22 protein-coding genes and 3 pseudogenes are annotated in these 24,866 nt (G+C 61.6%); 12 read left to right on the forward strand and 13 right to left on the reverse strand.

The features are described from left to right. Nucleotides 1-139: 139 nt before the first annotated feature. From JWR98_RS24880 to JWR98_RS24895, 4 genes and pseudogenes are all read right to left on the reverse strand, one after another. Nucleotides 140-1,483 (reverse strand): 4Fe-4S binding protein, encoded by a 1,344-nt coding sequence (locus JWR98_RS24880; protein ID WP_205491471.1) that lies wholly within the window; start codon nt 1,481-1,483, stop codon nt 140-142. Next, nucleotides 1,480-2,312: pseudogene (locus tag JWR98_RS24885) on the reverse strand (FTR1 family iron permease). The gene JWR98_RS24880 and the pseudogene JWR98_RS24885 overlap by 4 nt, the downstream one beginning before the upstream one ends. Before the next feature lie 9 nt (nt 2,313-2,321). After that, nucleotides 2,322-2,645, reverse strand: coding sequence for a cupredoxin domain-containing protein (locus JWR98_RS24890; RefSeq protein WP_078733520.1), 324 nt, complete (start codon nt 2,643-2,645; stop codon nt 2,322-2,324). Next, nucleotides 2,645-3,175: an iron transporter gene (locus JWR98_RS24895; protein ID WP_078825007.1), complete on the reverse strand. Its 531-nt coding sequence runs from the start codon at nt 3,173-3,175 to the stop codon at nt 2,645-2,647. The genes JWR98_RS24890 and JWR98_RS24895 overlap by 1 nt, the downstream gene beginning before the upstream one ends. Nucleotides 3,176-3,354: 179 nt before the next feature. Between JWR98_RS24895 and JWR98_RS24900 the strand changes: the two genes are divergently transcribed. Beyond that, the gene (locus JWR98_RS24900) at nt 3,355-3,564 is read left to right on the forward strand and encodes a DUF3079 domain-containing protein (RefSeq protein ID WP_205491472.1); all 210 of its coding nucleotides are present in this window, start codon (nt 3,355-3,357) and stop codon (nt 3,562-3,564) included. On the opposite strand, the gene JWR98_RS24905 is transcribed toward JWR98_RS24900, so the two are convergent. Further along, complete coding sequence (locus tag JWR98_RS24905) at nt 3,553-3,825, reverse strand: hypothetical protein (RefSeq protein ID WP_205491473.1); 273 nt, start codon at nt 3,823-3,825, stop codon at nt 3,553-3,555. The genes JWR98_RS24900 and JWR98_RS24905 overlap by 12 nt on opposite strands. A gap of 82 nt (nt 3,826-3,907) precedes the next feature. Beyond that, nucleotides 3,908-4,384, reverse strand: a complete 477-nt coding sequence (locus tag JWR98_RS24910; protein ID WP_078733513.1) for a hemerythrin domain-containing protein — start codon at nt 4,382-4,384, stop codon at nt 3,908-3,910. Nucleotides 4,385-4,699: 315 nt separating this feature from the next. Here JWR98_RS24910 and JWR98_RS24915 point away from each other — a divergent pair, with 315 nt between their 5' ends. Continuing rightward, nucleotides 4,700-4,906, forward strand: coding sequence for a PLDc N-terminal domain-containing protein (locus JWR98_RS24915; protein ID WP_078733511.1), 207 nt, complete (start codon nt 4,700-4,702; stop codon nt 4,904-4,906). 63 nt (nt 4,907-4,969) lie between these two features. Here the strand turns inward: JWR98_RS24915 and JWR98_RS24920 are convergent, their stop codons facing one another. Next, entirely contained in the window at nt 4,970-5,530 is a 561-nt protein-coding gene (locus JWR98_RS24920) for a type 1 glutamine amidotransferase domain-containing protein (protein WP_078733510.1), read from the reverse strand. A gap of 27 nt (nt 5,531-5,557) precedes the next feature. Beyond that, the gene (locus JWR98_RS24925; RefSeq protein WP_078733509.1) at nt 5,558-6,061 is read right to left on the reverse strand and encodes a DUF4142 domain-containing protein; all 504 of its coding nucleotides are present in this window, start codon (nt 6,059-6,061) and stop codon (nt 5,558-5,560) included. Nucleotides 6,062-6,247: 186 nt separating this feature from the next. On the opposite strand from JWR98_RS24925, the gene JWR98_RS24930 reads away from it, so the two are divergent. Beyond that, nucleotides 6,248-6,466: a hypothetical protein gene (locus tag JWR98_RS24930; RefSeq protein ID WP_078733507.1), complete on the forward strand. Its 219-nt coding sequence runs from the start codon at nt 6,248-6,250 to the stop codon at nt 6,464-6,466. 40 nt (nt 6,467-6,506) lie between these two features. Continuing rightward, nucleotides 6,507-7,244: a DUF72 domain-containing protein gene (locus JWR98_RS24935; protein ID WP_225908851.1), complete on the forward strand. Its 738-nt coding sequence runs from the start codon at nt 6,507-6,509 to the stop codon at nt 7,242-7,244. On the opposite strand, the gene JWR98_RS24940 is transcribed toward JWR98_RS24935, so the two are convergent. After that, the gene (locus tag JWR98_RS24940) at nt 7,209-7,994 is read right to left on the reverse strand and encodes a DeoR/GlpR family DNA-binding transcription regulator (RefSeq protein WP_078733505.1); all 786 of its coding nucleotides are present in this window, start codon (nt 7,992-7,994) and stop codon (nt 7,209-7,211) included. The two genes, JWR98_RS24935 and JWR98_RS24940, sit on opposite strands and share 36 nt — an antisense overlap. A 379-nt stretch (nt 7,995-8,373) precedes the next feature. Continuing rightward, nucleotides 8,374-9,300 (reverse strand): alpha/beta hydrolase, encoded by a 927-nt coding sequence (locus JWR98_RS24945; protein WP_078733504.1) that lies wholly within the window; start codon nt 9,298-9,300, stop codon nt 8,374-8,376. A gap of 143 nt (nt 9,301-9,443) precedes the next feature. On the opposite strand from JWR98_RS24945, the gene JWR98_RS24950 reads away from it, so the two are divergent. After that, the gene (locus JWR98_RS24950) at nt 9,444-10,031 is read left to right on the forward strand and encodes an NUDIX domain-containing protein (RefSeq protein WP_078733525.1); all 588 of its coding nucleotides are present in this window, start codon (nt 9,444-9,446) and stop codon (nt 10,029-10,031) included. Between the two features lie 46 nt (nt 10,032-10,077). On the opposite strand, the pseudogene JWR98_RS24955 reads toward JWR98_RS24950, so the two are convergent. After that, nucleotides 10,078-12,654 (reverse strand): annotated as a pseudogene (locus JWR98_RS24955) (DUF6531 domain-containing protein); the annotation flags it as partial. Between the two features lie 249 nt (nt 12,655-12,903). Between JWR98_RS24955 and lexA the strand changes: the two are divergent. The 6 genes and pseudogenes from lexA to uvrA all read left to right on the forward strand — a co-directional run bounded on the left by lexA (nt 12,904) and on the right by uvrA (nt 22,960). After that, the gene (gene lexA / locus JWR98_RS24960; RefSeq protein WP_205491474.1) at nt 12,904-13,521 is read left to right on the forward strand and encodes a transcriptional repressor LexA; all 618 of its coding nucleotides are present in this window, start codon (nt 12,904-12,906) and stop codon (nt 13,519-13,521) included. After that, nucleotides 13,521-14,134, forward strand: a pseudogene (imuA, locus tag JWR98_RS24965) (translesion DNA synthesis-associated protein ImuA). Before lexA ends, imuA begins: the two are co-directional and overlap by 1 nt. Before the next feature lie 7 nt (nt 14,135-14,141). Beyond that, nucleotides 14,142-15,554, forward strand: coding sequence for a Y-family DNA polymerase (locus tag JWR98_RS24970; protein WP_205491475.1), 1,413 nt, complete (start codon nt 14,142-14,144; stop codon nt 15,552-15,554). After that, nucleotides 15,530-18,622: an error-prone DNA polymerase gene (locus JWR98_RS24975; RefSeq protein WP_205491476.1), complete on the forward strand. Its 3,093-nt coding sequence runs from the start codon at nt 15,530-15,532 to the stop codon at nt 18,620-18,622. The genes JWR98_RS24970 and JWR98_RS24975 overlap by 25 nt, the downstream gene beginning before the upstream one ends. Before the next feature lie 109 nt (nt 18,623-18,731). Further along, the gene (locus JWR98_RS24980) at nt 18,732-20,438 is read left to right on the forward strand and encodes an ATP-binding protein (protein ID WP_205491477.1); all 1,707 of its coding nucleotides are present in this window, start codon (nt 18,732-18,734) and stop codon (nt 20,436-20,438) included. A 2-nt stretch (nt 20,439-20,440) separates the two neighbouring features. Next, complete coding sequence (gene uvrA / locus JWR98_RS24985) at nt 20,441-22,960, forward strand: excinuclease ABC subunit UvrA (protein ID WP_078733498.1); 2,520 nt, start codon at nt 20,441-20,443, stop codon at nt 22,958-22,960. 186 nt (nt 22,961-23,146) lie between these two features. On the opposite strand, the gene JWR98_RS24990 is transcribed toward uvrA, so the two are convergent. Together JWR98_RS24990 and JWR98_RS24995 are read right to left on the reverse strand one after the other, a co-directional pair. Then, the gene (locus JWR98_RS24990) at nt 23,147-23,599 is read right to left on the reverse strand and encodes a hypothetical protein (protein ID WP_078733497.1); all 453 of its coding nucleotides are present in this window, start codon (nt 23,597-23,599) and stop codon (nt 23,147-23,149) included. Beyond that, complete coding sequence (locus JWR98_RS24995) at nt 23,577-23,960, reverse strand: polymorphic toxin type 44 domain-containing protein (protein WP_425273216.1); 384 nt, start codon at nt 23,958-23,960, stop codon at nt 23,577-23,579. The genes JWR98_RS24990 and JWR98_RS24995 overlap by 23 nt, the downstream gene beginning before the upstream one ends. A 429-nt stretch (nt 23,961-24,389) precedes the next feature. Here JWR98_RS24995 and JWR98_RS25000 point away from each other — a divergent pair, with 429 nt between their 5' ends. Beyond that, nucleotides 24,390-24,644: a DUF6124 family protein gene (locus JWR98_RS25000; RefSeq protein WP_205491479.1), complete on the forward strand. Its 255-nt coding sequence runs from the start codon at nt 24,390-24,392 to the stop codon at nt 24,642-24,644. Nucleotides 24,645-24,866 lie beyond the last annotated feature (222 nt).

Below are 24,866 nucleotides of genomic sequence, written 5' to 3' on the forward strand. Positions count from 1 at the left end.
GCGGCCCACGGATTCAAGCCGGAGTGAGGGCATGCCGAGCCTAGGCGAGGCACCGAGTGTTGGGGCAAGAGCGTTTTGCTTACTTTTGCGCTTTTCAAAAGTGAGCCGCCGTAAGGGCGGAACCAATAGCAGCCGTTACCTAAATAACGGATATGTACTCACTCAATCCCCCAAAAAAAACTGCAACCATCACCCAAACCCAGGCACTCCACCGGGCACTCCGACGCACCCCATCCAGCTGCCGCCACCCCAACCACAAACACCACCCAATCGCCCCGACCAAAACCCCCACCCGAACCGGCTGCACCCAAGCCAACACCCACCCCTCATACCGCAACAACTTCACCGTCGTCGCCGACAACCCCAAAAACAACCCCGCACCACCCAAGGGCGTCAAGGTCAGCGCCAGTGGCCGAAACAGTGCACGATCGCCCGCCACGCGCGCTGCCAGGCGCAGCAGCAGCCAGCATCCGCCACCGAGCAGCAATGAACTGCCCGCCAGATACAGCACGATGCAAAAACCGTCGAGCCAACTGAAGCTGTCGTTAAGTTGCGGATAATGGGTCAGCAGCCACCACGGCGCATTGTCCTGCAGCGGCCATAACCAGTCGTGGCCCACCAGCCATTCGGCCAGGCTTTGCTTGAGGACGATAAACCACGGGCTCGCGGTCCAGTGGAATGCGCCCATGGCCAGACCGATCACGCCAAACAGCAGCAGCCGCACGTCCCACGCCGCGCCCGGTTGGCGCGGTGCCTTGAGGATTTCCTGGTTGCACGAACGCGCGATCAGTTGCACGGCGCCCCGTTGCCCGCTGCAACGGCCGCAGGCGTGGCAGTCGCTGGCGCCTTGCAGGCGGCGGATGTCCAGCAGTGGCGCGCAGTTGGGCAGCGGCAGGCGCGGGGCGGTGTTGGTTTTCCAGCGCTGTTCATCCACAGCAAAGTGCACCGGCGCCAGGCGGGCGAGCAGGGCGAATACGCCGCTGACCGGGCACAGGTAGCGGCACCACACCCGTTTGCCGCGTACGAACAGCAGGCCGACGATTACTGCCGCCACGGTCGAGCCGCCGAGGATCAGCAGCGCCGCCTGAGCGTAGTCGTACACGCTGATCAGTTGACCGTAGAGCGTGGTCAGGCAAAAGCCCACAGTGGGCCAGCCGCCCCAGCGCAGCCAGCGCGGAATGCCCAGGCCGCGGCCGTGCCGGCTGGCCCATTCGCTCAACGAACCTTCCGGGCAAAGCACGCCGCACCACAGGCGTCCGAACAGCACCATCGACAGCAACACGAACGGCCACCAGATACCCCAGAACAGAAATTGTGCGAGCAGCGTCAGGTTGTTCAGCAGACGCGCCTGGCTGTCTGGCAACGGCAGCAGGGCCGGCACCACCAGCAGCACGGCATACGCCAGCACCACCGCCCATTGCACGGTACGGATCAGCCGGGCATGGCGGCGCATGCCATCGCCCAGCTGTTGCAACCAGCTCATGCCCGTGACCGGCGCAAGCCGTTGCCCACCACCAGCCAGTAGCCCAGCAGCACCAGCAAGGTGATCAGGCTGGGCGCGGCGCGGTAACCGGCAAAGTCGGCGAGCAGTGCGCCGACGCCATGGCTGTCGCTGAGCAGGGCGCTGCTGTCCCAGCGGCTTTCACCGAAGGCGTCGTAGACCCAATCGGGCATGTCCATGGCCAGCAGTTGCCCGCTGATGCGGTCCACGGCGGCCACCAGCAGGGCGCCGCCCAATAGCAGCAACAGCGCTTCGCTGAGGGCGAAAAAGCGTGACCACGAGATATAACGCCGGCTGCTGCGCAACAGCATTACCGTGAGACCGGCCAACACCAGGCCCAGCACGCCGCCGATGGCGAACAAGCCCAGCGCCGTGTCGTGCAACCGTGCGCCGCGCCGTACAGGAACACCACGGTTTCGCTGCCTTCGCGGCTCACCGCCAACAGCGCCAGCAGCATCAGCCCCCAACCGCCCTGATGGGCCAGGCGCTGGTCGGCCTCGCGCAGCAGGCTGTGCTTGAGGGTGGGCGCGTTGCGGTGCATCCAGAACACCATTTGCACCATCAAGCCGCTGGCCAGCAGTGTCATGAGCGCTTGCAGCCATTCGCCCTTGGCACCGCTCATGGTATCGCCGGCCCACAGCATCAACCCGGCCAGGCCCGCCGAACACAGCAACCCCGACAGCACACCGGCCCAGAGGAAGCGGGCCAGGCGGGAATGGCCGTGCTGGCGGCTGATCCAGGCTTGCAAGATGCCGATCACCAACAGCGCTTCGACGCTTTCGCGCCACACAATGAACATCGCTTGATTCATCAACGGCTCCTAGTCGGCGCGGATGCTGCCTTCGGGCAGTTGTGGGTTGAACTCGTCGAAGAAGGGATACACACCGGGCTTGAGCGGGTGGATCACCACAAAGGTGGTCACTCCGGGCGACAAGACTTTCTCCACGCGCAGCGGTGTGCTTTCGAATTCGGCAGGCCCGGCGCCGACATTGTTGAGCTGGATCTTGAAGCGCTCGCCGGCCTTGACCACCAGTTGCGGCGGGGTGAAATGGCCGTCTTGCAGGCTCAGTTCATAGGTGGGCAACGGCGCCGCCAACGCCGCGCCATTGAGCAGCACTGTGCCCAACAGCAAGGCGCCACGCATCAGTAGCCGCCTTTTTTGCCGATGCCGGCGTAGACGAATTCGTAATGCACCTCGCAGCGTTCGAACCAGGGCGCCACGCCGGTTTCCTTGTCGGTGTGACGGCCCAGGGAGTGGTGGCCGGTGGGCGGCAGCACACTGAAGGTGAGGGTGTATTTGCCGGGGCCTTGCAGCTTGACGTTGTCGCCATAGTGCGGCCCGTCGTTGGCGACCATGGCGTGAAAGTCGCCGTTGATCGGCGTGTCGCTGCCGTGTTTTTTCAGCGAGAACGACAGGTTCAGGTAAGGCACGAAGCTGCCTTCCTGAAAACCTTGGGCATTGTCCGCCGTGGCCCGCACATCGGCCTCCAGGTGCACGTCGGAATCGGCGGTGGCGCGCATCATGCCGGCCGGGGCCATTTCAATCGGTTGCAGGTACACCGCGCCGATTTCCAGGCCGGGGCACGTTTGCGGTTCGCCGATCGGGTACTCCTTGGCGAGCGCCGCGGAGGTGGACAATAGCAGGATGATCGGTAGCACAGAGAGGGTACGCATGAGGGCTTCCAGGCGGGTGAGAAGAGAGAGCCCGAGTCTAGGAAGGTTTGGCGTAAATAATAATGATTCTTGTCAACTTCAGACGATATTTCATGCTTGCCAGGCTTGATATCGGTCAAGGCCGGGGATGGGTATCAGCGGTAGGGTGGTGATGTCGCCCTTCGGTAAGGAGCACTGTCATGGCCAAGCCTTTCCCGCTGCACCCCAAACACCCCGAACGCATCTGCTGGGGCTGTGACCGCTACTGCGGCGCCGCCGACCTGGCGTGCGGCAATGGTTCTGATCGCACCATGCACCCGGCCGAGATGCTCGGCGACGACTGGTACGAACACGGCGACTGGGGGCTGGCGCCCGAGCCGCCGAGTGAGGATGAGCCGTCAGCTGCCTGAGCGCGGTTTTTTCTGGCGTTCTTTATCGGAATCGGCAGGTTTGGAGGTCTTTTCCTGTTGTTTGTCAGTGTCCTGGGTTTTTTTGTCGCTGTCGGAAGGGCTGCTCGGGTAAGTCCCCGGCGGCAGGGCAGAACCGGCAGCGCTGTCGCCGGCCAAGGCGTTGGCCGCGCGCGTGGGGTTGTTACCAAACGCGGCGAGGGCGGGTGGACCGGACAGGGCTGTGAGGCACAGAGCAAGCAGCATCCTTTGCACGTACTTCATGATTCAATCCTCTTCCTCTTGATCAAGAACCGGAGCCTTTCCAACAACCGGCCCCGGTGGCGGAACCAGGCGACAAGCAGCGTCAGGCCGCTATCGACTTGGCGCTCATGGTTTTTTTATACGCAGCTTTCATGGCTTCCATTTCGGCACCCAGCTCTTCGAGTTGCGCTTTGCCCAGCAGTTTTTTCGCTTGAGGGAACATCTCGGTTTCCTCTTCTTCGATGTGATGCTCCAGCAACTCCTTGACCACCTTGACCCGGCCGGAAAACTCGGTGGTGGACGGTTCGGTCTGTTTAAGGTCAGGCAGTACCAGGGTGTCGACAGTGCGGTGCTCTTCCTTGGCTTCGTGGTACATGATGTCCTGTTCCTTGCCACCGGCTTTACGGAAGGCGGGGTAGAGAATCTCTTCCTCGAGCTTGGTGTGCAGGGTGATTTCCATCTCCAGCTTGGCCAGCAGTTCAGTGCGCTTTTTCACGCCGCGCTCGGTGGACTCGCTCAGTTGGGCCAGCAGGGCTTTGACACGTTCGTGGTCGGCTTTGAGAAGGTCAATGGCATTCATGATGAAACCTCACGGTCTGGGTTCGGGCACGTCGAAGTGCGCGCCTCGTCGGGTAGACGGTTGCATCAGGTGTACCAACTTGAGTGATGGTTTAAATCCTATGTTTATCAATGAGTTGTATGAATATTATGACGGTGGGTATCGTGCAGCTTGCATGGTCGGGTGCGCAGCGGGATTGCATTACACCGTTCCCGTTCATGGCCACCCCTTGAGTGCTGGATGTTCTCTGTGAGCCGCGAGCACACCGCTGTGTAAATCCGATGGAACCCTTGGCGCAGATGCTTGACTTAACCCATAGACCTCAGGAGGTGAAGCATGCAAATAGAATATGTCTGGATCGGGTTGGCGGTGATTCTGCTGCTGTTGGAATTGTGGGCGATCAATGTGGTGTTGCGCAGCACCGGCGGCTGGGAGACCAAAGGCTTATGGTTGGTCGTGCTGATCTTTGTGCCGTTGTTGGGGCTGATCGCCTGGGCGATGTTCGGGCCCAAGCGCGAGATGGCGGACTCGCGTAAAAGCTGACGTGTGAAGCGGATAGCAAACAGGCGCCCCACGGGGCGCCTGTTTACGTTCAGGGCTCAGCGATCAGGCCGCCAGCGCCTGGGCAATCGCCTCATTGAACGCCGGCAAGTCATCCGGTGTACGCGAGGTGATCAGGGTCCAGCCATTGGCGTTGCATTGCTTGACCTGGGCGTCGACCCAACCGGCGGCGCCGGCGTTTTCCAGGTCGATGCGCACGCTTTTATACGAGGTCAGGGTCTTGCCCTGGATCACGCCCGCGTCGATCAGCGTCCAAGGGCCGTGACAGATGGCCGCGATGGTCTTGCCGGCATCGGCGAACTCTTTGATCAAGCGCAGTGCCGCCGCGTCCTGGCGCAGGGTGTCGGCGTTGACGGTGCCGCCGGGGATCACCAGCGCGTCAAAGTCGCGGCTGACGACGTCCGACAGTTGCACGTCGGATTCCACGGTCTTGTCCTTTTCGGTATCACCGACAAACGTCTGGGTGGTGCCGCCTTTGCTCGAACCGTGGGTCACCGTGGCGCCAAAACCGCGCAGCGCTTCCAGGGGCTTGACCAGCTCATCGCGCTCGATGCCGGTGTTGGACGTAATGATCAGGATTTTCTTGCCATCGAGTTGCGAACTCATGATCGAGTGTCTCCTCTGTCTGGAAAATTAATGGTCGTGCTTGGCTTGCAGCTCCTTGGCCATTTTCAGGTGGGCTTCAAGGGTCGGCAGGGTCTTGGTGGCGAAGGCTTTGAGCTCGGCGTTATCGGAGGACGCGGCCTCTTTCTTGAACAGCTCGACGGTTTTTTCGTGGGCCGCCACCTGGTTGTTGGCGTAGGCCTTGTCGAACGACTCGTCGCGCATTTCCAGGATGGCTTTCTTGGCCTTGTCGGTCAGGGCGGCATCATCCGGCACTTCGATATCGAGCTTTTTCGCCAGCGTCATCAGTTCCTGATTGGCCTTGGTGTGGTCGGTGACCATGTGCTGGGCGAAGGTCTTCACATCCGCCGAACTGCTTTTTTCCAGGGCCAGCTTGCCGGCCTCGATTTCGGTGATGCCGCCTTCGGCTGCGTTGTCGACAAAATCGTTGGAGGTGGCGGCCATGGCGGTGGTCATCGAGCCTGCAACCAGCGCGAAGGTCAGGCCCATTTGTTTCATCAGCAGAGTGGTCATAGTGGTTCTCCTTGAACATGGCGGGATGCCGTTACCTGACTGTTGAGCCAGGGCCTGGGCAAAAGGTTTAATTTTTTTTGCGCCGATTTCGCCACTGCAATTTCCTTGAACTATCGAAATACCCAAGGCTCTCCTGCACAAGGGCGCAGCTCTTTTTGCGCGCCTTCAATTGCCTGGAGATGCACCGTGACCGATCACAGAACCGCCGACAAAACACCCGACCCCGTCAGCTCGGAAGACGCCCAGAAAGGCAACGCCGACAAGGGCAAGGCGCTGGAACATCCGAATCCCGAGACGCAAACCGTCGACAAGGTCATGACCCCCACGTCGATCAAGGACACCGAGCGTCAGACCGACGCGATCAACGAGCAAGCCGCCAAGGCTGAGCGCACGCTGGGACATTGAGCATGGGCGAACTCAGACCCGACGCGGCGGCGGTGTTGTCTTGACCACACCGCTGTACATAGGCTGCGCGGGCTGGAGCTTGCCGCGTGAGCACTGGCTGGCGTTCAGCAAGGAGGGCACGCATTTGCAGCGCTATGCGTCGCGCTTCAACGCGGTGGAGATCAACAGCTCGTTCTATCGTCCCCACCTGCCGAAAACCTATGCGCGTTGGGGCCAATGCGTGCCGCCAGGGTTTCGTTTTTCGGTGAAGGTGCCCAAGCGCATCACCCACGAGTTGCGCCTGCAGCAATGTGAAACCGCGCTGGATGAGTTTCTCGAACAGTGCCAGCCATTGCGTGAACGCCTGGGTTGCCTGCTGGTGCAACTGCCACCCTCATTGCGCTATGAGCCCGTCAGTGCCCGCGTATTTTTCAGCGCACTACGCCAACGCTTCGTCGGCCATGTGGTGCTCGAACCGCGCCACGCCAGTTGGCTGGCGGCGCAGTCGATGTTGCAGGACCTGCACATAGGGCGGGTGGCCGCCGACCCACCGGTGATTGACGCCGCTCCCACCTGCGCCGGCTGGCAAGGCGTGCGCTATTGGCGCCTGCACGGTTCCCCGCGCATCTATCACAGCGCCTATGGTCCGGACCGTGTGCAAGCTTTCGCGCGACGCTTGGGCCAGTCGGCCGCAGAGGGCATTCCTACCTGGTGCATATTCGACAACACCGCCAGCGGCCACGCCGTGGCCGACGCCCTGTACCTACTCGACCTCAACCCGCAGCACTTCCAGGCCTAGCTGCTCATACACGTCCACACCCGGCACCTGCCACTCGGTGATCAACGTGTGAATGCGGTTGCACGGCGCCACCACAAATGGCTCCACCGCGCCGAGCTTGTCCGCCATGGTCACTGCCACCACGTGTGAGGCACTGTCGAGCAGGGCTTGCTTGACCGCCACTTCATCAAAATGCAGCGTGCTCATACCCACCTGCGGATGCAGTGCGCACACGCCGGTAAACAGCAGGTCGGCCTTGATGCTCTGGATCAGGCGTATCGCTTCATGGCCGCCGGTGGAGAGCGTGGCCGGGTTGAGTGGGCCGCCGGCCAGAATCACCTTCACATCGCGATGGTCGGCGAGGGCGATGGCGATCATCGGCGAGGTCGTGACCACCGTCAGGCGGATTGAATGCGGTAATGACTGGGCGATCTGCAGCGTGGTGGAGCCGGAATCGAACAGCACGATCTGGCCGTCTTCGACGCGCTCTGCCGCCCGTTGGGCGAGGGATCGCTTGGCCTCATTGGTTTCACCAACGCGGGTAAAAAAATCCTTGCCGGTGTCTTTTGGCCGGGGCAGGGCGCCGCCATGGACACGCTGCAGCAGGCCGGCGGCGGCGAGCTCGCCGAGGTCGCGGCGGATGGTGTCCTGGGACACGGCAAAGTGATCGACCAAGTGCGAGGCGGTGACTTTGCCATCGCGCTCCAGCAGCAACAGAATCTTCTGTTTGCGCAAGGAAGGCAGGTCAATGGCTTGATGGGTGTCGTGCATGCTTGTGCGCTATTTTGCGGGTTTGTGCGAGGTTAGTCTGCCCTCTCTATAAACGCAATGGCCCCTGGACGACATCGCAGAATACGTCTGCGTGGCCGCCAATTGCGGCGTGATGGGTATAACGATATACGTGAGATGAATCGCGAGATTTTGTTGCCGGGGACATTCCCGGAAAGCATTGAATCAGCAAAAAAATCGTAAAAAAATAAAAAGAGTTGTCCACGAAAACCGTGGGTATCTCTGTGGATAACTTTGCGAACGCCCGGCTGGCTTGGCGATTTAACCTGCGGTTAATATTTGATCAGCTACCGATTTGGGCCAGCATGGGCAGGGTTTGCGCTTGACAGCCAAGCGCTAACCCAGTGCCGAAAAGCACTTTTTATGAGTCGCCATTCCGGCTTGTGGCGTGTGTGACAACCTGCGCCGGCATCCTGGCCTGCATCAGGTTATCGAGCGCCTGTCGATAGCTGCGACCGGCCAGGCTCATGCTGTTGTTATGGCTGGCACCGGGCACCAATAACAGCCGTTTAGGTTGCTGGGCTGCTTCAAACAATTGCTGGCTGAAACGCGGTGGCACGTAGCGGTCGTCAAGGCCGTGCACCACCAGCAACGGCATATGGATATCGGCAATCTTGTCGATGGAGTCGAACTTCTGCGACAGCAACCAGCGCACCGGCAATGAGGTATTGGCCACCGCCGTGGCCACGTCCGCCAGGGACGTGAAGGTGGATTCGATCACCAGCCCGCGCACCGGCAGCGGTGTTTGCTGGCCCAGCTCGGCCGCCAGGTCGATGGCCACGGCACCCCCCAGCGAGTGCCCGTAGATCAGGCGTTTGCTCGGGTCCGGCTGCAGCACCTGGAAACGCTCCCAGGCGATGCGTGCATCTTCGTACACCGTGGTTTCCGAGGGCAGGTCACCTTTGCTTTGGCCAAAACCGCGATAGTCGATGGCCAGCACCGAATAGCCCAGTGCATGCAATTGCTCGATCCGAAACAGCTGCCCGGTGAGGTTCCAGCGCACACCGTGCAGGTAGAGGATCGCCGGTGCGTCCTTCCTGTCGGCCGGGTACCACCAGGCATGAATGTTCTGCCCCGACTTGAAACGGGCGGGCTTGAGCTCGAATTCCTGCACCGCCTTGGGCAAGCCGCTGTACCAACTGGCGGTGCCCGGCTCAATGCGAAACACCAGCTCACGCTCCTTTTGTTGCAGCACGCTGCAACCCACCGGCAGGCCAACGATCAACAACGCCATGCACAGCAGGGGGAGCCAGCGCAGGCGCAAGCGCGACAGAAAACGAGAAGACATGAAGGTTCCAGGGCGAAGGTGAAGCAGGGGTTTTACCAGATGGCCTACACAGACAGGTATAAATTCGACAGTCGTTGAGGGTGATTGCTTGCAAAGTGTGACAGCGCTGACAATGTCTCCTTATTTTGAGCAAAGGCCTGACCATGGACAACAGCCCCGTTCGCATCACCGCCGAAGAAACCCTCTCGGATAACTGGTACCTCCTCAAAAAATACAGCTTCGACCTGCGCCGCCGCGACGGCAGCTGGCAAGCCCAGACCCGCGAGGTGTATGACCGCGGCAATGGCGCAACCATCCTGCTGTACAACCGCGAGCAGCGCACGGTGTTGCTGATTCGCCAATTCCGCATGCCCACGTTCGTCAATGACTATCCTGGTTACCTGATCGAGACAGCGGCCGGGTTGCTGGACAACGCCAGCCCCGAGGAGCGTATTCGCCTGGAGGCCGAGGAGGAGACCGGCTATCGCGTAGGACATGTGGAAAAGATCTATGCGGCGTTCATGAGCCCGGGGTCGGTGACGGAGCGCATTCACTTTTTTATCGGCGAGTACCAGCCGGGGGATCGGGTTGGCAGCGGTGGTGGGTTGGAGGAGGAGGGCGAAGATATCGAAGTGCTGGAGCTGGAGTTTGAGCAGGCGCTGGGGATGGTGCAGAGCGGGGAGATTGTGGATGGGAAAACGATTATGTTGTTGCAGCATTTGGAGTTGCGGATGTTGAAAGAGGGGTGGTGAGTCGGCAATTTCGGTTGATCAGGTTGTTGGCTTGTGGTGAGCAGGCTTGCCCTGCGCTGTCCCATTGGTAGTGGGTCAGCGCGTCCTGTTCATCTTCGCGGGCAATCTGGCGGCCTAGATCGTCGTAGCGATAGCGACGCACGCAGCCATTGGGCAGTTGCTCCTCAATGAGCTGGCCGCGTTCGTTCCACACCAGGCGATGACAGCTGTGATCCGGATACCAAACTCCCGTCAGTTGGCCGTATTTGTTGTAGCTGTAGTCTGTGGAAGTACCGTCAGGGTCGGTCTTGCGAATGACATCGCCTTGGTCATTGCGCTCATATTTCCAGACCGCCTGACCCCGCCTTACAACCCGTACGAAGCCATTGTCATGCTCGTAGGACGTCGGCTCATCATCCCCCGGAAACACCGCCACCAAACGTCCGGCGTCGTCGTACTGATACGCCGTCACCGCCCCGAGCGGATCCTGCTCGACCGTCAGCCGGCCTTTAGCGTCGTAGGATTTGAAATGCTGTGCGCCGTCCGGATCGATACGCTGCACCAGTCGCGCACGCTCATCGTGGACATACACTTCCTGGCTGCCATCGGCGTTATGCACGACCACACGGCCGTCATCATCCCAGGCATACCGCGTATCCATCTGCGAAAAACTGGCCCAGTGCCGGACACAGCGTGCCGCCTTGCCAGAGCGTTCCCACTCCCAGAAGAAACTCGCGCCACCGGCCAGTCCACGCTCCAGAATGACGTGCTGCTCGTCGTACCGATAAACCTCACTTTCGCCTACCGCATTGGTCGCGCAAACCAGTCGTCCCAAGTCGTCATAGGTGTAGGAAACAACGCTCTGCTCCGTCACCCATTCGTAAGGCTCATACCCCTTGGCCCGCTGAACCTGGTAATCCACCGCCACGATGCGGCCCAGCTCATAACGCAAACACAACGAACGGCCGACACCGTTATCCAGCCGCTCAATACGGCCCATAAAATCCCGGGCAATCCGCAGCCGGTTGTCATACGCATCCCTGATCGAGACCAGCACACCGTCGCGAAAGTGATAAAACCGCAACGCTTGGGCCAGCACCAACTCATCCGGCGAAGACCCCAAATAAATCGCCGCTTCGGCGAGGCTATTGGTGATCGCCGGGTGAGCAACAGTCGGCATCGGAAACGAAGTAATGCGATTCTCATGGTCCGTCCACACCACCGAATCGCCTGAAACCACCAACCGCTGCGCCAGCGAATGACTCCAACCAAACCCCAACCCAACATCCACTTCCACCGCACTGGTGCGATACAGCCGCGTCCACTCAAACGGCAAAATCCCGTCCAACGTGCCGTCAGTGAGCGTGAGCAGTTCCTCCCCGGTCACCATCGACACCGGGCACCCATTGGTCACGGTCTTGTCCGAAGCCGCCGCCGCATCCCCGTTCGGGTTTTTCCCCGAAACAGGCACATCGTCGACATGCTCCTGCCTGACCAACACCGTCTGCTGGGACTTGCTACGAACCAACGGAACAGGGTTCGAAACCACCTGCTCCCCAGCCTTCAACGGCACATCCGGCACGGTCCTGACAGGAACGGCCTCACGCTTGAGCAACACCGGTTTCAGGACGTCGGTATGCCCCTCCAAACGCGCTGTACCGAACTGCATGGCTATCTGTTCCAGCCACCTGCGCACACGCGCAGACTTGATAGCGCCGAGTACTTTCGAACTCATACGCACCGCCATGCCCATGCCGCCGGTAGCCAGTCCAAGCAGCAAATTGATCAGCACTTCGGCGCTGATCTCTCCGAGCATTTCGTTCATGTACGGGGGCGGTAGCATCCGCATCCAGCTGACCAGCGCCGCCAGATGGATAAACAACAGCGGCTCGTCACTGAGCATCAGCAAACCCTTGGCGAGGGTTTCGGTGCTCAACGCGAGCAATTGTTCGAATTCGTTCTGGGAGAGGTAGTGCAGCAGCTTTTCGGCATTGGCCAGCGGGTTGCCCAGCCACTGGTAAAGTTGCTTGAGGTTGTCCCAGAGTGCGTACAGTGCATCGCCAAACCCGCTGGCATAGGCTTGATGCAGGAGGAGGTAGCGTTTGAGAAAGTTGGCTTCTGAATAACCCTTCCACAGCGGTCCGAACGTGCTGCTCCACTCGCTGCGCAGCCAGTCTTCCAGCGGCGCAATCACTGACTGGTAGGAGGCGTAGAGCGCCTTGAAGTGATTCCTGGAAACGTTGGGGTAGAAACTGACTCGGTACTTCTGGTTACGATCACACCCTGTGAGGGTGAGGATGCCGCTGGGGCCGATCGTGTCGTGAATGGGCTCGCCCAATGGGCCGCCGTTGGGGTCGATGCGCTGTAGCACCACCGGCGTATTGCCAATCGGGACGAAGCGTGAACTCTGGAACATGTGCACCAGGGTCAAGGTCCCGGTGGCTTGGCACGCTGCGACAGTGGTGCTGGGAAAGAGCGAGCGGTTGATGGGTGCGACGAGCGCCACCTCATTACCGACCTTGAACACCTGCTCGACATCCAGTGCCGAAAAGCTGAAAAAACTCTCGGCCCAGGCATCGTAGTGGTTGAGGCAACCCCGGAAATCGCTGAGGACGGACTCGACGTCACGTGCCTTCGAATCCATCGCCGCCAGTACCAGAAAGCCAATGGCTTGGCTGGTTCCGTTGATCACGATGCAGCCCCGTCGCCTGGGGCCTTAATGACAATCACCATCTGCAATCCCTCGCACTGTGTATTCAGGCGAGGGACTTTGCAGCGGTTCTCAGGGTGGGGGAGTAGAGCTTATCCGGCGGTTATGTGGGACGTTTCGACAACTCACGTTCTCTGCCACGCGACTACCGGCTATTGTCAGAAATTTCCCACAGGAGTACAAATGTACTCCATGACAACCCTGACCCCCCGCCGTACCGCCATCCTGACCTTCATCCGCGACCGTATCGCGCAGCAAGGCCAGCCCCCCAGCCTCGCCGAGATCGCCGAGGCGTTCGGCTTTGCTTCGCGCAGCGTCGCGCGTAAACATGTGGTGGCGCTGACCGAGGCCGGTTTTATCGAGGTCAACCCCAACCAGGCCCGTGGTATTCGCCTGCTCAACCAACCGGCCCGTCCGCAATGGCAGGATGTGCCGGTGCTCGGCCGTGTTGCCGCTGGCCGGCCGATTGGCGCCGATGCCGAAGTGCACAGCCGCCTGCAACTGGACCCCGCCACCTTTACGAAAACCCCGGATTACCTGCTGCGGGTTCAGGGCGATTCGATGATCGAAGACGGCATTCTCGACGGCGACCTGGTGGGCGTACGCCGCAGTGCCGAGGCCTTGAACGGGCAGATCGTGGTGGCGCGCCTGGATGGCGAAGTCACCATCAAGCGTTTCGAGCGCAATGGCGACAGGGTGCGTCTGCTGCCGCGCAACCCTGCGTATCAACCCATTGTGGTGGGGCCTGACCAGGACCTGGCCATCGAAGGGGTGTTCTGCGGCCTGGTGAGGCAAGGCTGATGGGGGCCGTGGTTGCGCTGGATACGCTGTTCAATGGCGGCCGCGTCTGGAAAGGCCGGCCTGCTGCGCCGCCGGCCAGCGTGCATCCTACCGGGCTTGCGGCGCTGGATGCAGTGTTGCCCAGCGGCGGTTGGCCCGCGTCGCCCTGAGTGAAATCCTCATGGCCAGGGACGGGATCGGCGAACTGCAACTGGTGCTGCCGACCCTGGCGCGCTTGTCCACAGCGGGGGAGCGCATTGTGCTGGTGGCGCCGCCGTATACGCCGTACCCCCACGCCTGGCAGAACGCCGGGGTGGATGTGCGCCAACTCTCGGTGATCCAGGCCGGGGAGCGCGACGTGTTGTGGGCCGTGGAGCAATGCCTGCGTTCCGGCAGTTGCGGCGCGGTGTTGTGCTGGCCGCGCAAGGCCGATGATCGCGCGTTGCGGCGCTTGCAGGTGGCGGCGGAAACCGGGCAGACGCTGGCGTTTGCCTGGCGATCGATCAGTGAGGCGCTCAACTCATCGCCCGCAGCCCTGCGTCTTACCGTCGAAGCCAAACCCGCGCAAGTGCGGGTGCTCAAGTGCCGTGGCGGCCTGGCTCATCCGGCGCCGATTGCGCTGGCCGGGCACTGAGGTTGACATGCGTTGGGTGTGTATTGTTTTCCCGCAATTGGCCCTGGACGGGGTGCAGCGTGTGCACCCCGAGCCCGACCAACCCCTGGCGTTGCTGGCCGGCACGCCGCAACGGCGCGTGCTGCAAACCGTCAACGACGCCGCCCGCGCCTTGGGCCTGCGCCCCGGCCAATCGCTGACGGCGGCGCATGCCCTGGCCAAGACCTTTGCCAGTGCCGAATACGACCCTGCCGAGATCGAGCGTTGGCAGCAGTTCCTGGCCGCCTGGGCCTATCAGTTCAGCTCCCAGGTCAGCCTGTATTACCCACGCGCCTTGCTGTTTGAAATCGAATCGAGCCTGGGATTGTTCGGGCCCTGGCCGCGGTTTGAAGCGCGTTTGCGCCAAGAGCTGAGCGAACTGGGCTTTCGCCACCGTATCGTCGCCGCGCCCAACCCGGCGGCGGCACGGGTACTGGCCAATCTTTACGATGGCCTGGCCGTTGGCGATGACACCTTGGCGCAAGCCCTGGCGCCGCTGCCTGTCGAGCGTGCCGGCCTTGAGCCCCAGGCCGCCACCGCGTTGTCGCGCATGGGCCTGCGCACCCTGGCCCAGGTGCAGGCTTTGCCCCGGCACACCTTGGCGCGACGCTTCGACGCCACGGTGCTCAAGCATTTGGATGCGCTGACCGGGCAACGCCCATTGGCCCTTGGGTTTTACCAGCCGCCGGAGCGGTTCGATGTACGCATCGAGTTGAATTACGACGTGCAGTCCCACCAGGCACTGCTGTTTCCCCTGCGTCGATTGACCGGCGACTTGTCGGCATTTCTGTGTGGTCGCGACAGTGGCGTGCAGCGTTTCGACCTGCACCTGGAACACGCCCAGGCGCCCGACAGCGTGATCAAGGTCGGCCTGCTCAGCGCCGAGCGTGAAGCGGCGATGCTCTTCGAGCTGGCTCGCGGGCGTCTGGAGCAGGTGCAAGTGACTTCACCGGTACGCGGTTTTCGCCTGGTGGCCGAGGACCTGCCGGTGTTTGTGCCGCAGCGCCAGGACCTGTTCGATGACCGCCCGCATCAGACCCTGCCCTGGGAGCAACTGCGCGAACGCCTGCGCGCACGCCTGGGGGATGAGGCGGTGCAGGGCCTGCGCTTTCATGCCGACCACCGTCCCGAGTGCGCCTGGCAAGCGGCGGCCGACAGCCGCCCATGCCCGCCCTTGAACAAGGTGCAACGCCCCGGCTGGTTGCTCAATGAACCCACGTTGCTGGCCGAACAGGGCGTACAGATCCTGATGGGCCCCGAACGTATCGAATCCGGCTGGTGGGACGGCGCCGATATCCGCCGCGACTACTACCTGATCCGCACCCGCGCCGGCCAGCAAGGCTGGGCCTACCGCACGGTGGGGCAAGCCGATGGCCTGTGGCTGCAAGGCTGGTTTGCATGAGCTACGCCGAGCTGCATTGCCTGTCCAATTTCAGCTTCCAGCGCGGCGCCTCCAGTGCGCTGGAGTTGTTCGAGCGGGCCAGGCGTCAGGGCTACAGCGCGTTGGCGATTACCGATGAATGCACCTTGTCCGGCATCGTGCGCGCCTGGCAGGCGGCCAAGGCGGTGGGCTTGCCACTGATTATCGGCAGCGAAGTGCGCATCGAAAACGGCCCGAAACTGGTATTGCTGGTGGAGGACCTCAGCGGCTACCAGCACCTGTGCCGCCTGGTTACCCTGGCCCGACGGCGGGCGGAAAAGGGCAGCTATCGCCTGCTGCACGAGGATTTCGCGCAGCCACTGCCTGGCCTGCTGGCGCTATGGGTGGCCGAAGACACCGACACCCAGACCTCGATCCAATGGCTGCGCCAGACCTTCGCCGAACGCCTGTGGCTGGCGGTGCACCTGCACTGTGGCCAGGACGATGCGCGCCATTTGCAGCAACGCCTGCACCTGGCCGCCAGCCTGCGGATTCCGGCGGTGGCCTGCGGTGATGTGCACATGCATGCGCGTGGCCGCCGCGCCCTGCAAGACACCATGACCGCGATCCGTCATCACGTGCCGGTGGCCGAGGCCGGCACCCGCCTGCACCCCAATGGCGAACGCCATCTGCGCAGCCTCGATGCGTTGAGTGCGTTGTACCCGCAGGCCTTGCTTGACGAGACCCTGAGCATCGCGCGCCGTTGCACCTTCGACCTCGGCCAGTTGCGCTATCACTACCCGCGCGAGCTGGTGCCCGCGGGGCATGACGCAGCGTCCTGGCTGCGTACCGTCACCGAAGAAGGCATCGCCCAGCGTTGGCCGGAGGGTATCGATGCCAAGACCCTGCAACAGATCAATCACGAGCTGGCATTGATCGGCAGACTGGGCTACGAAAGCTATTTCCTCACCGTGCACGACATCGTGCGCTTTGCCCGCAGTCGCTCGATCCTGTGCCAGGGGCGGGGCTCGGCGGCGAACTCGGCGGTGTGCTTCGCCTTGGGCATCACCGAGATCAACCCGAGCCTGACGAACATGCTGTTCGAGCGCTTCCTGTCCGAGGAGCGCAACGAGCCGCCGGATATCGATGTGGACTTCGAACACGAGCGCCGTGAAGAAGTGCTGCAATACGTATTCCAGCGCTACGGTCGTACCCGCGCGGCGCTGACGGCGGTGGTCAGCAGTTACCACGCAAGCGGCGCGGTGCGCGACGTGGCCAAGGCGCTGGGGTTGCCGCCGGACCAGATCAACGCCCTGGCCGACTGCTGTGGGCGCTGGAGCGATGATGCGCCGCCGCTGGAGCGCCTGCGCGAAGCCGGCTTCGACCCGGACAGCCCGTTGCTGCGCCGCGTGTTGGCACTGACCCGGCAGTTGATCGGCTTTCCCCGGCACCTGTCCCAGCACCCCGGCGGTTTCGTGATCAGCGAATACCCGCTGGACACCCTGGTGCCGGTGGAAAACGCCGCCATGGCCGAGCGCACCATCATCCAGTGGGACAAGGACGACCTGGACGCGGTCGGCTTGCTCAAGGTGGATATCCTCGCCCTGGGCATGCTCAGTGCGATCCGCCGCTGCTTCGACCTGCTGCGCCGTCATCGCAACCTCGACCTGGCGCTGGCGACGATCCCCAAGGAAGACCCGGCCACCTACGCGATGATCAGCAAGGCCGACACCATCGGTGTGTTCCAGATCGAGTCGCGGGCGCAGATGTCGATGTTGCCCAGACTCAAACCACAGACTTTTTATGACCTGGTGATCGAAGTGGCGATTGTGCGACCGGGGCCGATCCAGGGCGGCATGGTGCACCCGTATCTGCGACGTCGTAACAAGGAAGAAGAAACCACCTACCCGTCGCCGCAACTGAAAACGGTACTGGAGCGTACCCTGGGCATCCCGCTGTTCCAGGAACAAGTGATGCAGATCGCCATGGTTGCTGCGGACTACAGCCCCGGCGAGGCCGACCAGTTGCGCCGCTCCATGGCCGCCTGGAAACGCCACGGCGGCCTGGAGCCGCATCAGGAGCGCCTGCGCAGCGGCATGCTCAAAAACGGCTACACCGAAGCCTTCGCAGCGCAGATTTTTGAGCAGATCAAGGGCTTTGGCAGCTATGGCTTCCCGGAGTCCCACGCGGCCAGTTTTGCTTTGCTGACCTATGCCAGTTGCTGGCTCAAATGCCATGAGCCGGCGGCGTTTGCCTGTGCGTTGATCAATAGCTGGCCCATGGGGTTCTACAGCCCCGACCAGATCCTGCAGGATGCGCGACGCCATCGTTTGCAGATCCGCCCGGTGGATGTGCAGGCCAGCGACTGGGATTGCAGCCTGGAGCCCATCGATGGCCAGCAACCGGCGATCCGCCTGGGCTTGCGCATGATCTCGGGGTTTCGCGAAGACGATGGGCGCCGCCTTGAAGCGGCACGCCGGCGCGGCGTATTTCGCGACATTGCCGACCTGGACCAACGCGTCGGGCTCGATGCCCGCGCCCAGGCGCTGCTGGCCGACGCCGGTGCCTTGCGCGCCCTGGCCGGCAACCGGCATCAGGCGCGTTGGGAGGTGGCCGGGGTGCACACACAACTGGGACTGTTTGCCGGGTTGCCCAGCCCCGATGAAACCGTGGTGGCATTGCCGACACCCACGGTGGGCGAGGACCTGCACGCCGATTACGCCACAATCGGCACCACCCTCGGCCCGCACCCGCTGGCGTTGCTGCGCGATGAGCTGCGCAAGCGGCGTTGCCGCAGTTCCCGCGAGCTGATGGCGGTGGAGCATGGGCGCAATGTAAGCGTGGTCGGCCTGGTCACGGGTCGGCAACGTCCAGGCACTGCCAGTGGCGTGACCTTTGTCACCCTGGAAGATGAGTTCGGCAACCTCAATGTGGTGGTTTGGCGCGACCTGGCCGAACGTCAACGCCAGGCCCTGGTCGCCTCGCGACTCCTCAAGGTGGATGGACGCTGGGAGGCGGTGGGCGAGGTGCGGCACTTGATCGCCGGGCGTTTGACCGACCTCACCTCGTTGCTGGAGGGCATTCATGTGCGCAGCCGGGATTTTCACTGAGGCCGGACGACTGCACGACGATAACTGCCAAATTTATAGCGAATGAAACCATCTGCTCCGTGTAAGCTCCAAAAATTGCGACTGTCCTCTCTTTGCCCAGAGCCCAACGATGCAATTTTTATCCAACTCCCATGGCTGTGAAGGTTGGGCCGGTGAAATGGCCCAGCGCATACGCAGCTTTGACTGGTCAAAAACCGACCTCGGCCCCATCGACCAGTGGTCCACCAGCCTGGCCTGTACCGTGCAAATGATGCTCGCATCGCCGGTGCCGATGGTGATGCTGTGGGGGCGCCTGGGCTACATGATCTACAACGACAGCTACTCGGCGTTTGCCGGTGGCCGCCACCCGTACCTGCTGGGCACCCCGGTGGAGCTGGGTTGGCCGGAAGTGGCCGATTTCAACCGGCACGTGGTGGACACCTGCCTGGCCGGCGGTACGCTGTCGTTCAATAACAAGGACCTGGTGCTGCTGCGCAACGGCCAGCCGGAAACGGTGTGGCTGGACCTGTATTACAGCCCCGTCGCCGGGGACAACCACCGGCCGGCCGGGGTGTTGGCGATTGTGGTGGAGACCACCGAACTGGTGAAGTCCGAGCAGGTGCGTCAGGAGCTCACCCACAACCTGGAGCAACGCGTGGCCGCCGAAGTGCAGGCGCGTTCGGCCGCCGAAGACAAGCTGCGCCAGTCGCAAAAGCTCGAAGCCATCGGCGGTCTCACCGGCGGCGTGGCCCATGACTTCAATAACCTGCTGCAAGTGATCGCCGGCAACCTGCATCTGCTGGCCCGCCATGAACCGGACAACCCCCAGGTGCAGCGTCGCGTCAATGCGGCCATCGCCGCCGTGGAGCGCGGGGCCAAATTGTCGACGCAACTGCTGGCCTTTGCCCGGCGTCAGCCGTTGTCGCCAGCGGTGTACAACCCCCTGCGCATTTACGAAAACCTGGGCGAGCTGTTGCAGCGCGCCCTGGGTGAAACCATCCACATTGATGTGCAATTACCGCGCGATCCCTGGCGCATTCACGTCGACCGCAACCAACTGGAAAACGCCTTGCTCAACCTGGCGATCAACGCCCGGGATGCCATGAAAGGCGAGGGCGTGATTCGCATCAGTGGCGAAAACATCATTCTTAATCCCAAAGATTGCATTGGCAAAGGCATCAGCCCCGGTGAATACGTGCGCCTGGCCGTGGCCGACACGGGCGTGGGCATGTCGCCGGCGATCCAGGCCAAGGTGTTCGAACCGTTTTTTACCACCAAGCGCGACGGCCACGGCACGGGCCTGGGCTTGAGCATGGTGTTCGGGTTCGTGCGCCAAAGCGGTGGCCATGTCGACGTCAGCAGCGAGGAAGGCAAGGGCACCGTGGTGCAGTTGTATTTCCCGCGCAGCCTGGGCGAAGAATGCCCGCAGGCACAGGCTGAACCCGTGGTGTCGGTGGGCGGCCAGGAGACGATCCTGGTAGTCGAAGACAATGAAGGCGTGCGCCTGACCGTGGTGGAAGTGCTCGAACAATCGGGCTACACCGTCCTCACGGCAGAAGACGGCGACCAGGCCATGGCGAAGCTGCAGGCGGGCTTGAAACCGGAACTGATCTTCACCGACGTGGTGATGCCCGGCCGCTATAAAAGTACCGACCTGGCCGACTGGGCGCGCGCGCAAGAACCTGCGGTGCCGGTACTGTTCACCTCCGGTCATACCCGCGACATCCTCTCCAGCAACCATTTGCTGAGCCCCGATATTCATCTGCTGAGCAAGCCCTACAGCCCCGAGGCCCTGACGCTGAGGGTGCGCAGCGTGCTCACCGCAAGACAAGGTTGACCATGACTTCACAGCGCAACATCCCGCCGATCACCGCACAACCCCAGGGCTTCGTGCGCGTGCGTGGCGCCCGCGAGCACAACCTGCGCAACGTCGATGTGGACATTCCACGCGATGCCCTGGTGGTCTTCACCGGTGTGTCGGGTTCGGGCAAATCGTCCCTGGCCTTTTCCACGGTGTATGCCGAAGCCCAGCGGCGCTATTTCGAGTCGGTGGCGCCCTATGCGCGACGCCTGATCGACCAGGTCGGCGTGCCGGATGTGGACAGCATCGAAGGCCTGCCGCCGGCCGTGGCCCTGCAACAGCAGCGCGGCACGCCGAGTGCGCGCAGCTCGGTGGGCAGCGTCACCACCTTGTCGAGCCTGATCCGCATGCTGTACTCCCGCGCCGGCAGCTACCCGCCAGGCCAGGCCATGCTCTATGCCGAGGATTTTTCGCCGAACCTGCCCCAGGGCGCGTGCCCGCAATGCCATGGTCTGGGCCGCGTCTATGAAGTGACCGAAGCGCTGATGGTGCCTGATCCATCGCTGACCATCCGCCAGCGCGCGGTCGCGTCCTGGCCCCTGGCCTGGCAGGGCCAGAACCTGCGCGACATCCTGGTGACCCTGGGCTATGACGTGGATATCCCGTGGCGTGAGCTGCCGAAGAAACAGCGCGACTGGATCCTCTTCACCGAAGAAACCCCCACAGTGCCGGTGTACGCCGGCTTCACCCCCGAGCAGACCCGCGACGCGCTCAAACGCAAACTGGAGCCGAGTTACCAGGGCACCTTCAGCGGCGCGCGGCGTTATATCCTGCACACCTTCACCCACACTCAAAGTGCGCTGATGAAAAAGCGCGTCGCGCAGTTCATGCAGGGCAGTGCCTGCCCGTTGTGCGAGGGCAAGCGCTTGACCAGAGCGGCGCTGTCGGTGAAGTTCGCCGGGGTGGATATTGGCCAGTTGTCGCAGCTGTCGTTGGCGCAACTGGCCGAGTTGCTGCGCCCCGTGGCGGCGGGGCAGGACCGGATGAAACTGTCGGTGGAAAAGCGCCTGGCCGCGCAGCGTATCGCCCAGGATTTGCTCGAGCGGGTCAGCACCTTGACCGAGCTGGGCTTGGGTTATCTGAGCCTGGAGCGCGGCACGCCAACCTTGTCGTCCGGGGAGTTGCAGCGGTTGCGTCTGGCCACGCAACTGGGCTCGCAACTGTTTGGCGTGATCTACGTGCTGGATGAGCCGTCGGCAGGGTTGCACCCGGCGGATGGTGAAGCGCTGTTCACCGCGCTTGAGCGTTTGAAGGCAGCGGGCAATTCATTGTTTGTGGTGGAGCACGACCTGGAAACCATGCGCCGCGCCGACTGGCTGATCGACGTCGGCCCGGCGGCCGGTGAACATGGCGGGCAAGTGTTGTACAGCGGGCCGCCGGCCGGGTTGGCCGATGTGCAGGCGTCGCAGACCCGTGAGTACCTGTTCGCTGAGCCGCGCCCATCGCATCAGGTGCGCCGCGAACCGCAGGGCTGGTTGCAGTTGGAAGGCGTGACGCGCAATAACCTCAACGATTTGAGCGTGGATTTTCCGCTGGGCTGCTTCACGGCGGTGACCGGAATTTCCGGCTCGGGCAAGTCCAGCCTGGTCAGCCAGGCGCTGTTGGAGCTGGTAGGCGCGGGCCTCGGGCGGACGGTCGAAAACGACGAAGAACCGAGCCTGGAAGACGACGCGCCGCAAACCAGTGGTGGCCGCATCGGCGGCGGGCTGGAGCATATCCGCCGCCTGGTGCAGGTGGACCAGAAGCCCATCGGCCGCACACCGCGCTCGAACCTTGCGACCTACACCGGGCTGTTCGACACCGTACGCAAACTGTTCGCCGCTACGCCCGCCGCGAAAAAGCGCCAGTACGATGCCGGCCAGTTCTCCTTCAACGTCGCCAAGGGCCGTTGCCCCCATTGTGAGGGCGAAGGCTTTGTCAGCGTCGAATTGCTGTTCATGCCCAGCGTGTACGCGCCGTGCCCGACCTGTCACGGGGCGCGCTACAACCCGGAAACATTGGCGATCAAATGGCAAGGCTTGAACATCGCCCAGGTGCTGGGCTTGACCGTTGAACAGGCCGTCGAGGTATTTGCCGAGCAGCCGGGCGTGCTGCGTCCGTTGCAGGTGCTGAGGGATATCGGCCTGGGTTATCTGCGTCTTGGCCAACCGGCCACCGAACTGTCCGGCGGCGAAGCGCAACGCATCAAACTGGCCACCGAGCTGCAGCGCAATGCCCGGGGCGCGACCTTGTATGTGTTGGATGAGCCGACCACCGGGCTTCATCCGCGCGATGTGGATCGCCTGCTCAGCCAGCTTAATCATCTAGTGGATGCAGGACACACGGTGGTCGTGGTCGAGCATGAAATGCGCGTGGTGGCGCAAAGTGACTGGGTGATCGATATCGGCCCGGGGGCAGGGGACTTGGGCGGCAAGGTGGTTGCCTGCGGTACGCCGCAAAAAGTCGCCAAAAGCAAAAAAAGCCGCACCGCGCCGTTTCTGGCTCGAGAGCTGATCTAACAAGCGGCGGGGTCCAATGTGGGATAAGGCTTGCTCCCGATGAGCATAGGTAATCTACACAACTTCCGCAGAGCGAAAATCTATGGCTCACCACAGGGGAATTCGCCAGCCTCTGCGGTTGTGTAGATACTCATGCTGCGATAACGGTGGCTCAGTCAAATATCACTGATTGATCCACCGTAAATTTCAATCCTCCGGCCGGCTGTTGAGGAAAACGTTCACTGTCGTGTAGTGACCGCCATCGGCATGTCGATACAACGTGCTGCTGTGATAGTCAGACACCTCTCCCATCACCGAGATAATGATTGTACGGCCCTGCATATCAACCTTTGGCGAGGCGTCACGAGTAATCAGAAACGGACCGGCGTCTTCGAGCGCAGACAATATTTCATGGTCGTCGGCCAACGTCCGATAAACGTAGTAGCGGTAGCTGAATGGAACCGTTGCACCACCACGGTCATCCTTTACGCCATAGACGGATGCCTCAGCATTCAGAGGTGCTCGAAGCACAACTTCCGTCAGTTGCGGACGGCTCGGAGAAAAAAGCCAGCCACCACCGATGTAAAACAAGCAAAGCAGCAGCGCGATCGTAGTAACAATTGAATAGAGCGATCTTTTAGTAGTTCCTGAACCTGGCATACCTGATTCCTTCCTTGATCCAATATTGATCGACCGGATCATCGCCGAATGGCGCACTGCCCCACCAGTTCCCAAATTCAGATTTGTCCGAGCCGGCCCTATTCTGAGCAAGACCAGCAGCACGCAAAAGCACTTCTTCACTGAAACCAGCAGCAATACCTACGGCACCATAATGAAAGTTTCCGAACGCTTCATACTCCTTGGAAATTTGCTTGTAGTCCCAAGGTCCACGATTTCGGACTTGAGTATAAAACCACGAATACATAAAGGCTGATCCAGCCTTGAGCACATTCTTTTTATGAAAGGCGGTAGCCATATTTTCACCGAGTGATACACCGGGTGGCGCCGTTGGGTTTGGCATTGCATGCGTCCTTTGCATTAGGTTCTTCCGGCGGAACCTAACATTGGAGAGACAAGCTGTTGAGCAATGAAAGCAGAAAAAGAAACTTCGTACAGCGGAGTAGGGCGCGCCTTGCACCGGGTCACTGAAACCAGTTTCTTCCTACGACCTTTTAGGGTTGCGGCTAGGCATAGGCATCACTAGTCTTTCCTAGTCGCTGCCAATTCAGCGACCGGACGTGAGAAATCCGAACTACTCCATTGGCGCAAAAGCGCCCACCGTATACAGTGCAGACGCTTTTTTTATGCTCGCTGTTATGGCGGCTGTGCGCGGGCACGCTTCGGCGTGGCCAAGCTCCTGGGGTCTTGGTTTTCTCACTCCGCGTACAGCTGCCACCTTCAGTTCGTGAGAAAAACTTGGTGGTAGCCCTTTAACCTCAGGAACTACACCATGATCAAAGACAGCCCAAACCCTCCTTCAGATTCAAACCTGCTCTTCACCCTTCGCCCCAACCTCGACACCGAAACCGTGCTGGTCAACGCCTCTCAGGATCTGGAATCCATCAGTGCCATCGCGACTTATCTCGCTTTTGAAGTTGATGGTCCGCAGCGCAGTATGGTGCTGGGGCTTTGTCGAATGGTAGAGGGCGTGCAGTTGCTGGTTGATCGCGTAGTAGATGGATACGGCGAGGCACGAGCGCAGTAACAGCGTCGTCCTTCAGGACCTCAGCGCAGCATAGGTATCTACACAATGTTGGCGTGGCTCTGAACCTGTGGGAGGGGCGTGCGACCGTTGACTTGCTCTCGATGGCGGAATATCAGTGCCAGATGTATTGACTGACACACCGCTATCGGGAGCAAGTCGAATCGTCGCACCGCTCCCCCCACAGTTACTGTGTTTATTCAGTTTGAGTTGTGTTTGGATCTG

Source organism: Pseudomonas lactucae (assembly GCF_016937615.1).
In the GTDB taxonomy this organism is placed as follows: Bacteria; Pseudomonadota; Gammaproteobacteria; order Pseudomonadales; family Pseudomonadaceae; genus Aquipseudomonas; species Aquipseudomonas lactucae.

Excerpts from the sequence above, each read along its gene's own strand:
- JWR98_RS24880 (WP_205491471.1), bottom strand. The coding sequence starts at position 1,483 with ATGAGCTGGTTGCAACAGCTGGGCGATGGCATGCGCCGCCATGCCCGG.
- JWR98_RS24980 (WP_205491477.1), top strand. The coding sequence starts at position 18,732 with ATGCAATTTTTATCCAACTCCCATGGCTGTGAAGGTTGGGCCGGTGAA.
- JWR98_RS24925 (WP_078733509.1), bottom strand. The coding sequence starts at position 6,061 with ATGACCACTCTGCTGATGAAACAAATGGGCCTGACCTTCGCGCTGGTT.
- JWR98_RS24915 (WP_078733511.1), top strand. The coding sequence starts at position 4,700 with ATGCAAATAGAATATGTCTGGATCGGGTTGGCGGTGATTCTGCTGCTG.
- lexA (WP_205491474.1), top strand. The coding sequence starts at position 12,904 with ATGTACTCCATGACAACCCTGACCCCCCGCCGTACCGCCATCCTGACC.
- JWR98_RS24945 (WP_078733504.1), bottom strand. The coding sequence starts at position 9,300 with ATGTCTTCTCGTTTTCTGTCGCGCTTGCGCCTGCGCTGGCTCCCCCTG.
- JWR98_RS24940 (WP_078733505.1), bottom strand. The coding sequence starts at position 7,994 with ATGCACGACACCCATCAAGCCATTGACCTGCCTTCCTTGCGCAAACAG.
- JWR98_RS24890 (WP_078733520.1), bottom strand. The coding sequence starts at position 2,645 with ATGCGTGGCGCCTTGCTGTTGGGCACAGTGCTGCTCAATGGCGCGGCG.
- JWR98_RS24905 (WP_205491473.1), bottom strand. The coding sequence starts at position 3,825 with ATGAAGTACGTGCAAAGGATGCTGCTTGCTCTGTGCCTCACAGCCCTG.
- JWR98_RS24995 (WP_425273216.1), bottom strand. The coding sequence starts at position 23,960 with ATGCCAAACCCAACGGCGCCACCCGGTGTATCACTCGGTGAAAATATG.
- JWR98_RS25000 (WP_205491479.1), top strand. The coding sequence starts at position 24,390 with ATGATCAAAGACAGCCCAAACCCTCCTTCAGATTCAAACCTGCTCTTC.
- JWR98_RS24990 (WP_078733497.1), bottom strand. The coding sequence starts at position 23,599 with ATGCCAGGTTCAGGAACTACTAAAAGATCGCTCTATTCAATTGTTACT.
- JWR98_RS24950 (WP_078733525.1), top strand. The coding sequence starts at position 9,444 with ATGGACAACAGCCCCGTTCGCATCACCGCCGAAGAAACCCTCTCGGAT.
- JWR98_RS24895 (WP_078825007.1), bottom strand. The coding sequence starts at position 3,175 with ATGCGTACCCTCTCTGTGCTACCGATCATCCTGCTATTGTCCACCTCC.
- JWR98_RS24910 (WP_078733513.1), bottom strand. The coding sequence starts at position 4,384 with ATGAATGCCATTGACCTTCTCAAAGCCGACCACGAACGTGTCAAAGCC.
- uvrA (WP_078733498.1), top strand. The coding sequence starts at position 20,441 with ATGACTTCACAGCGCAACATCCCGCCGATCACCGCACAACCCCAGGGC.
- JWR98_RS24900 (WP_205491472.1), top strand. The coding sequence starts at position 3,355 with ATGGCCAAGCCTTTCCCGCTGCACCCCAAACACCCCGAACGCATCTGC.
- JWR98_RS24920 (WP_078733510.1), bottom strand. The coding sequence starts at position 5,530 with ATGAGTTCGCAACTCGATGGCAAGAAAATCCTGATCATTACGTCCAAC.
- JWR98_RS24970 (WP_205491475.1), top strand. The coding sequence starts at position 14,142 with ATGCGTTGGGTGTGTATTGTTTTCCCGCAATTGGCCCTGGACGGGGTG.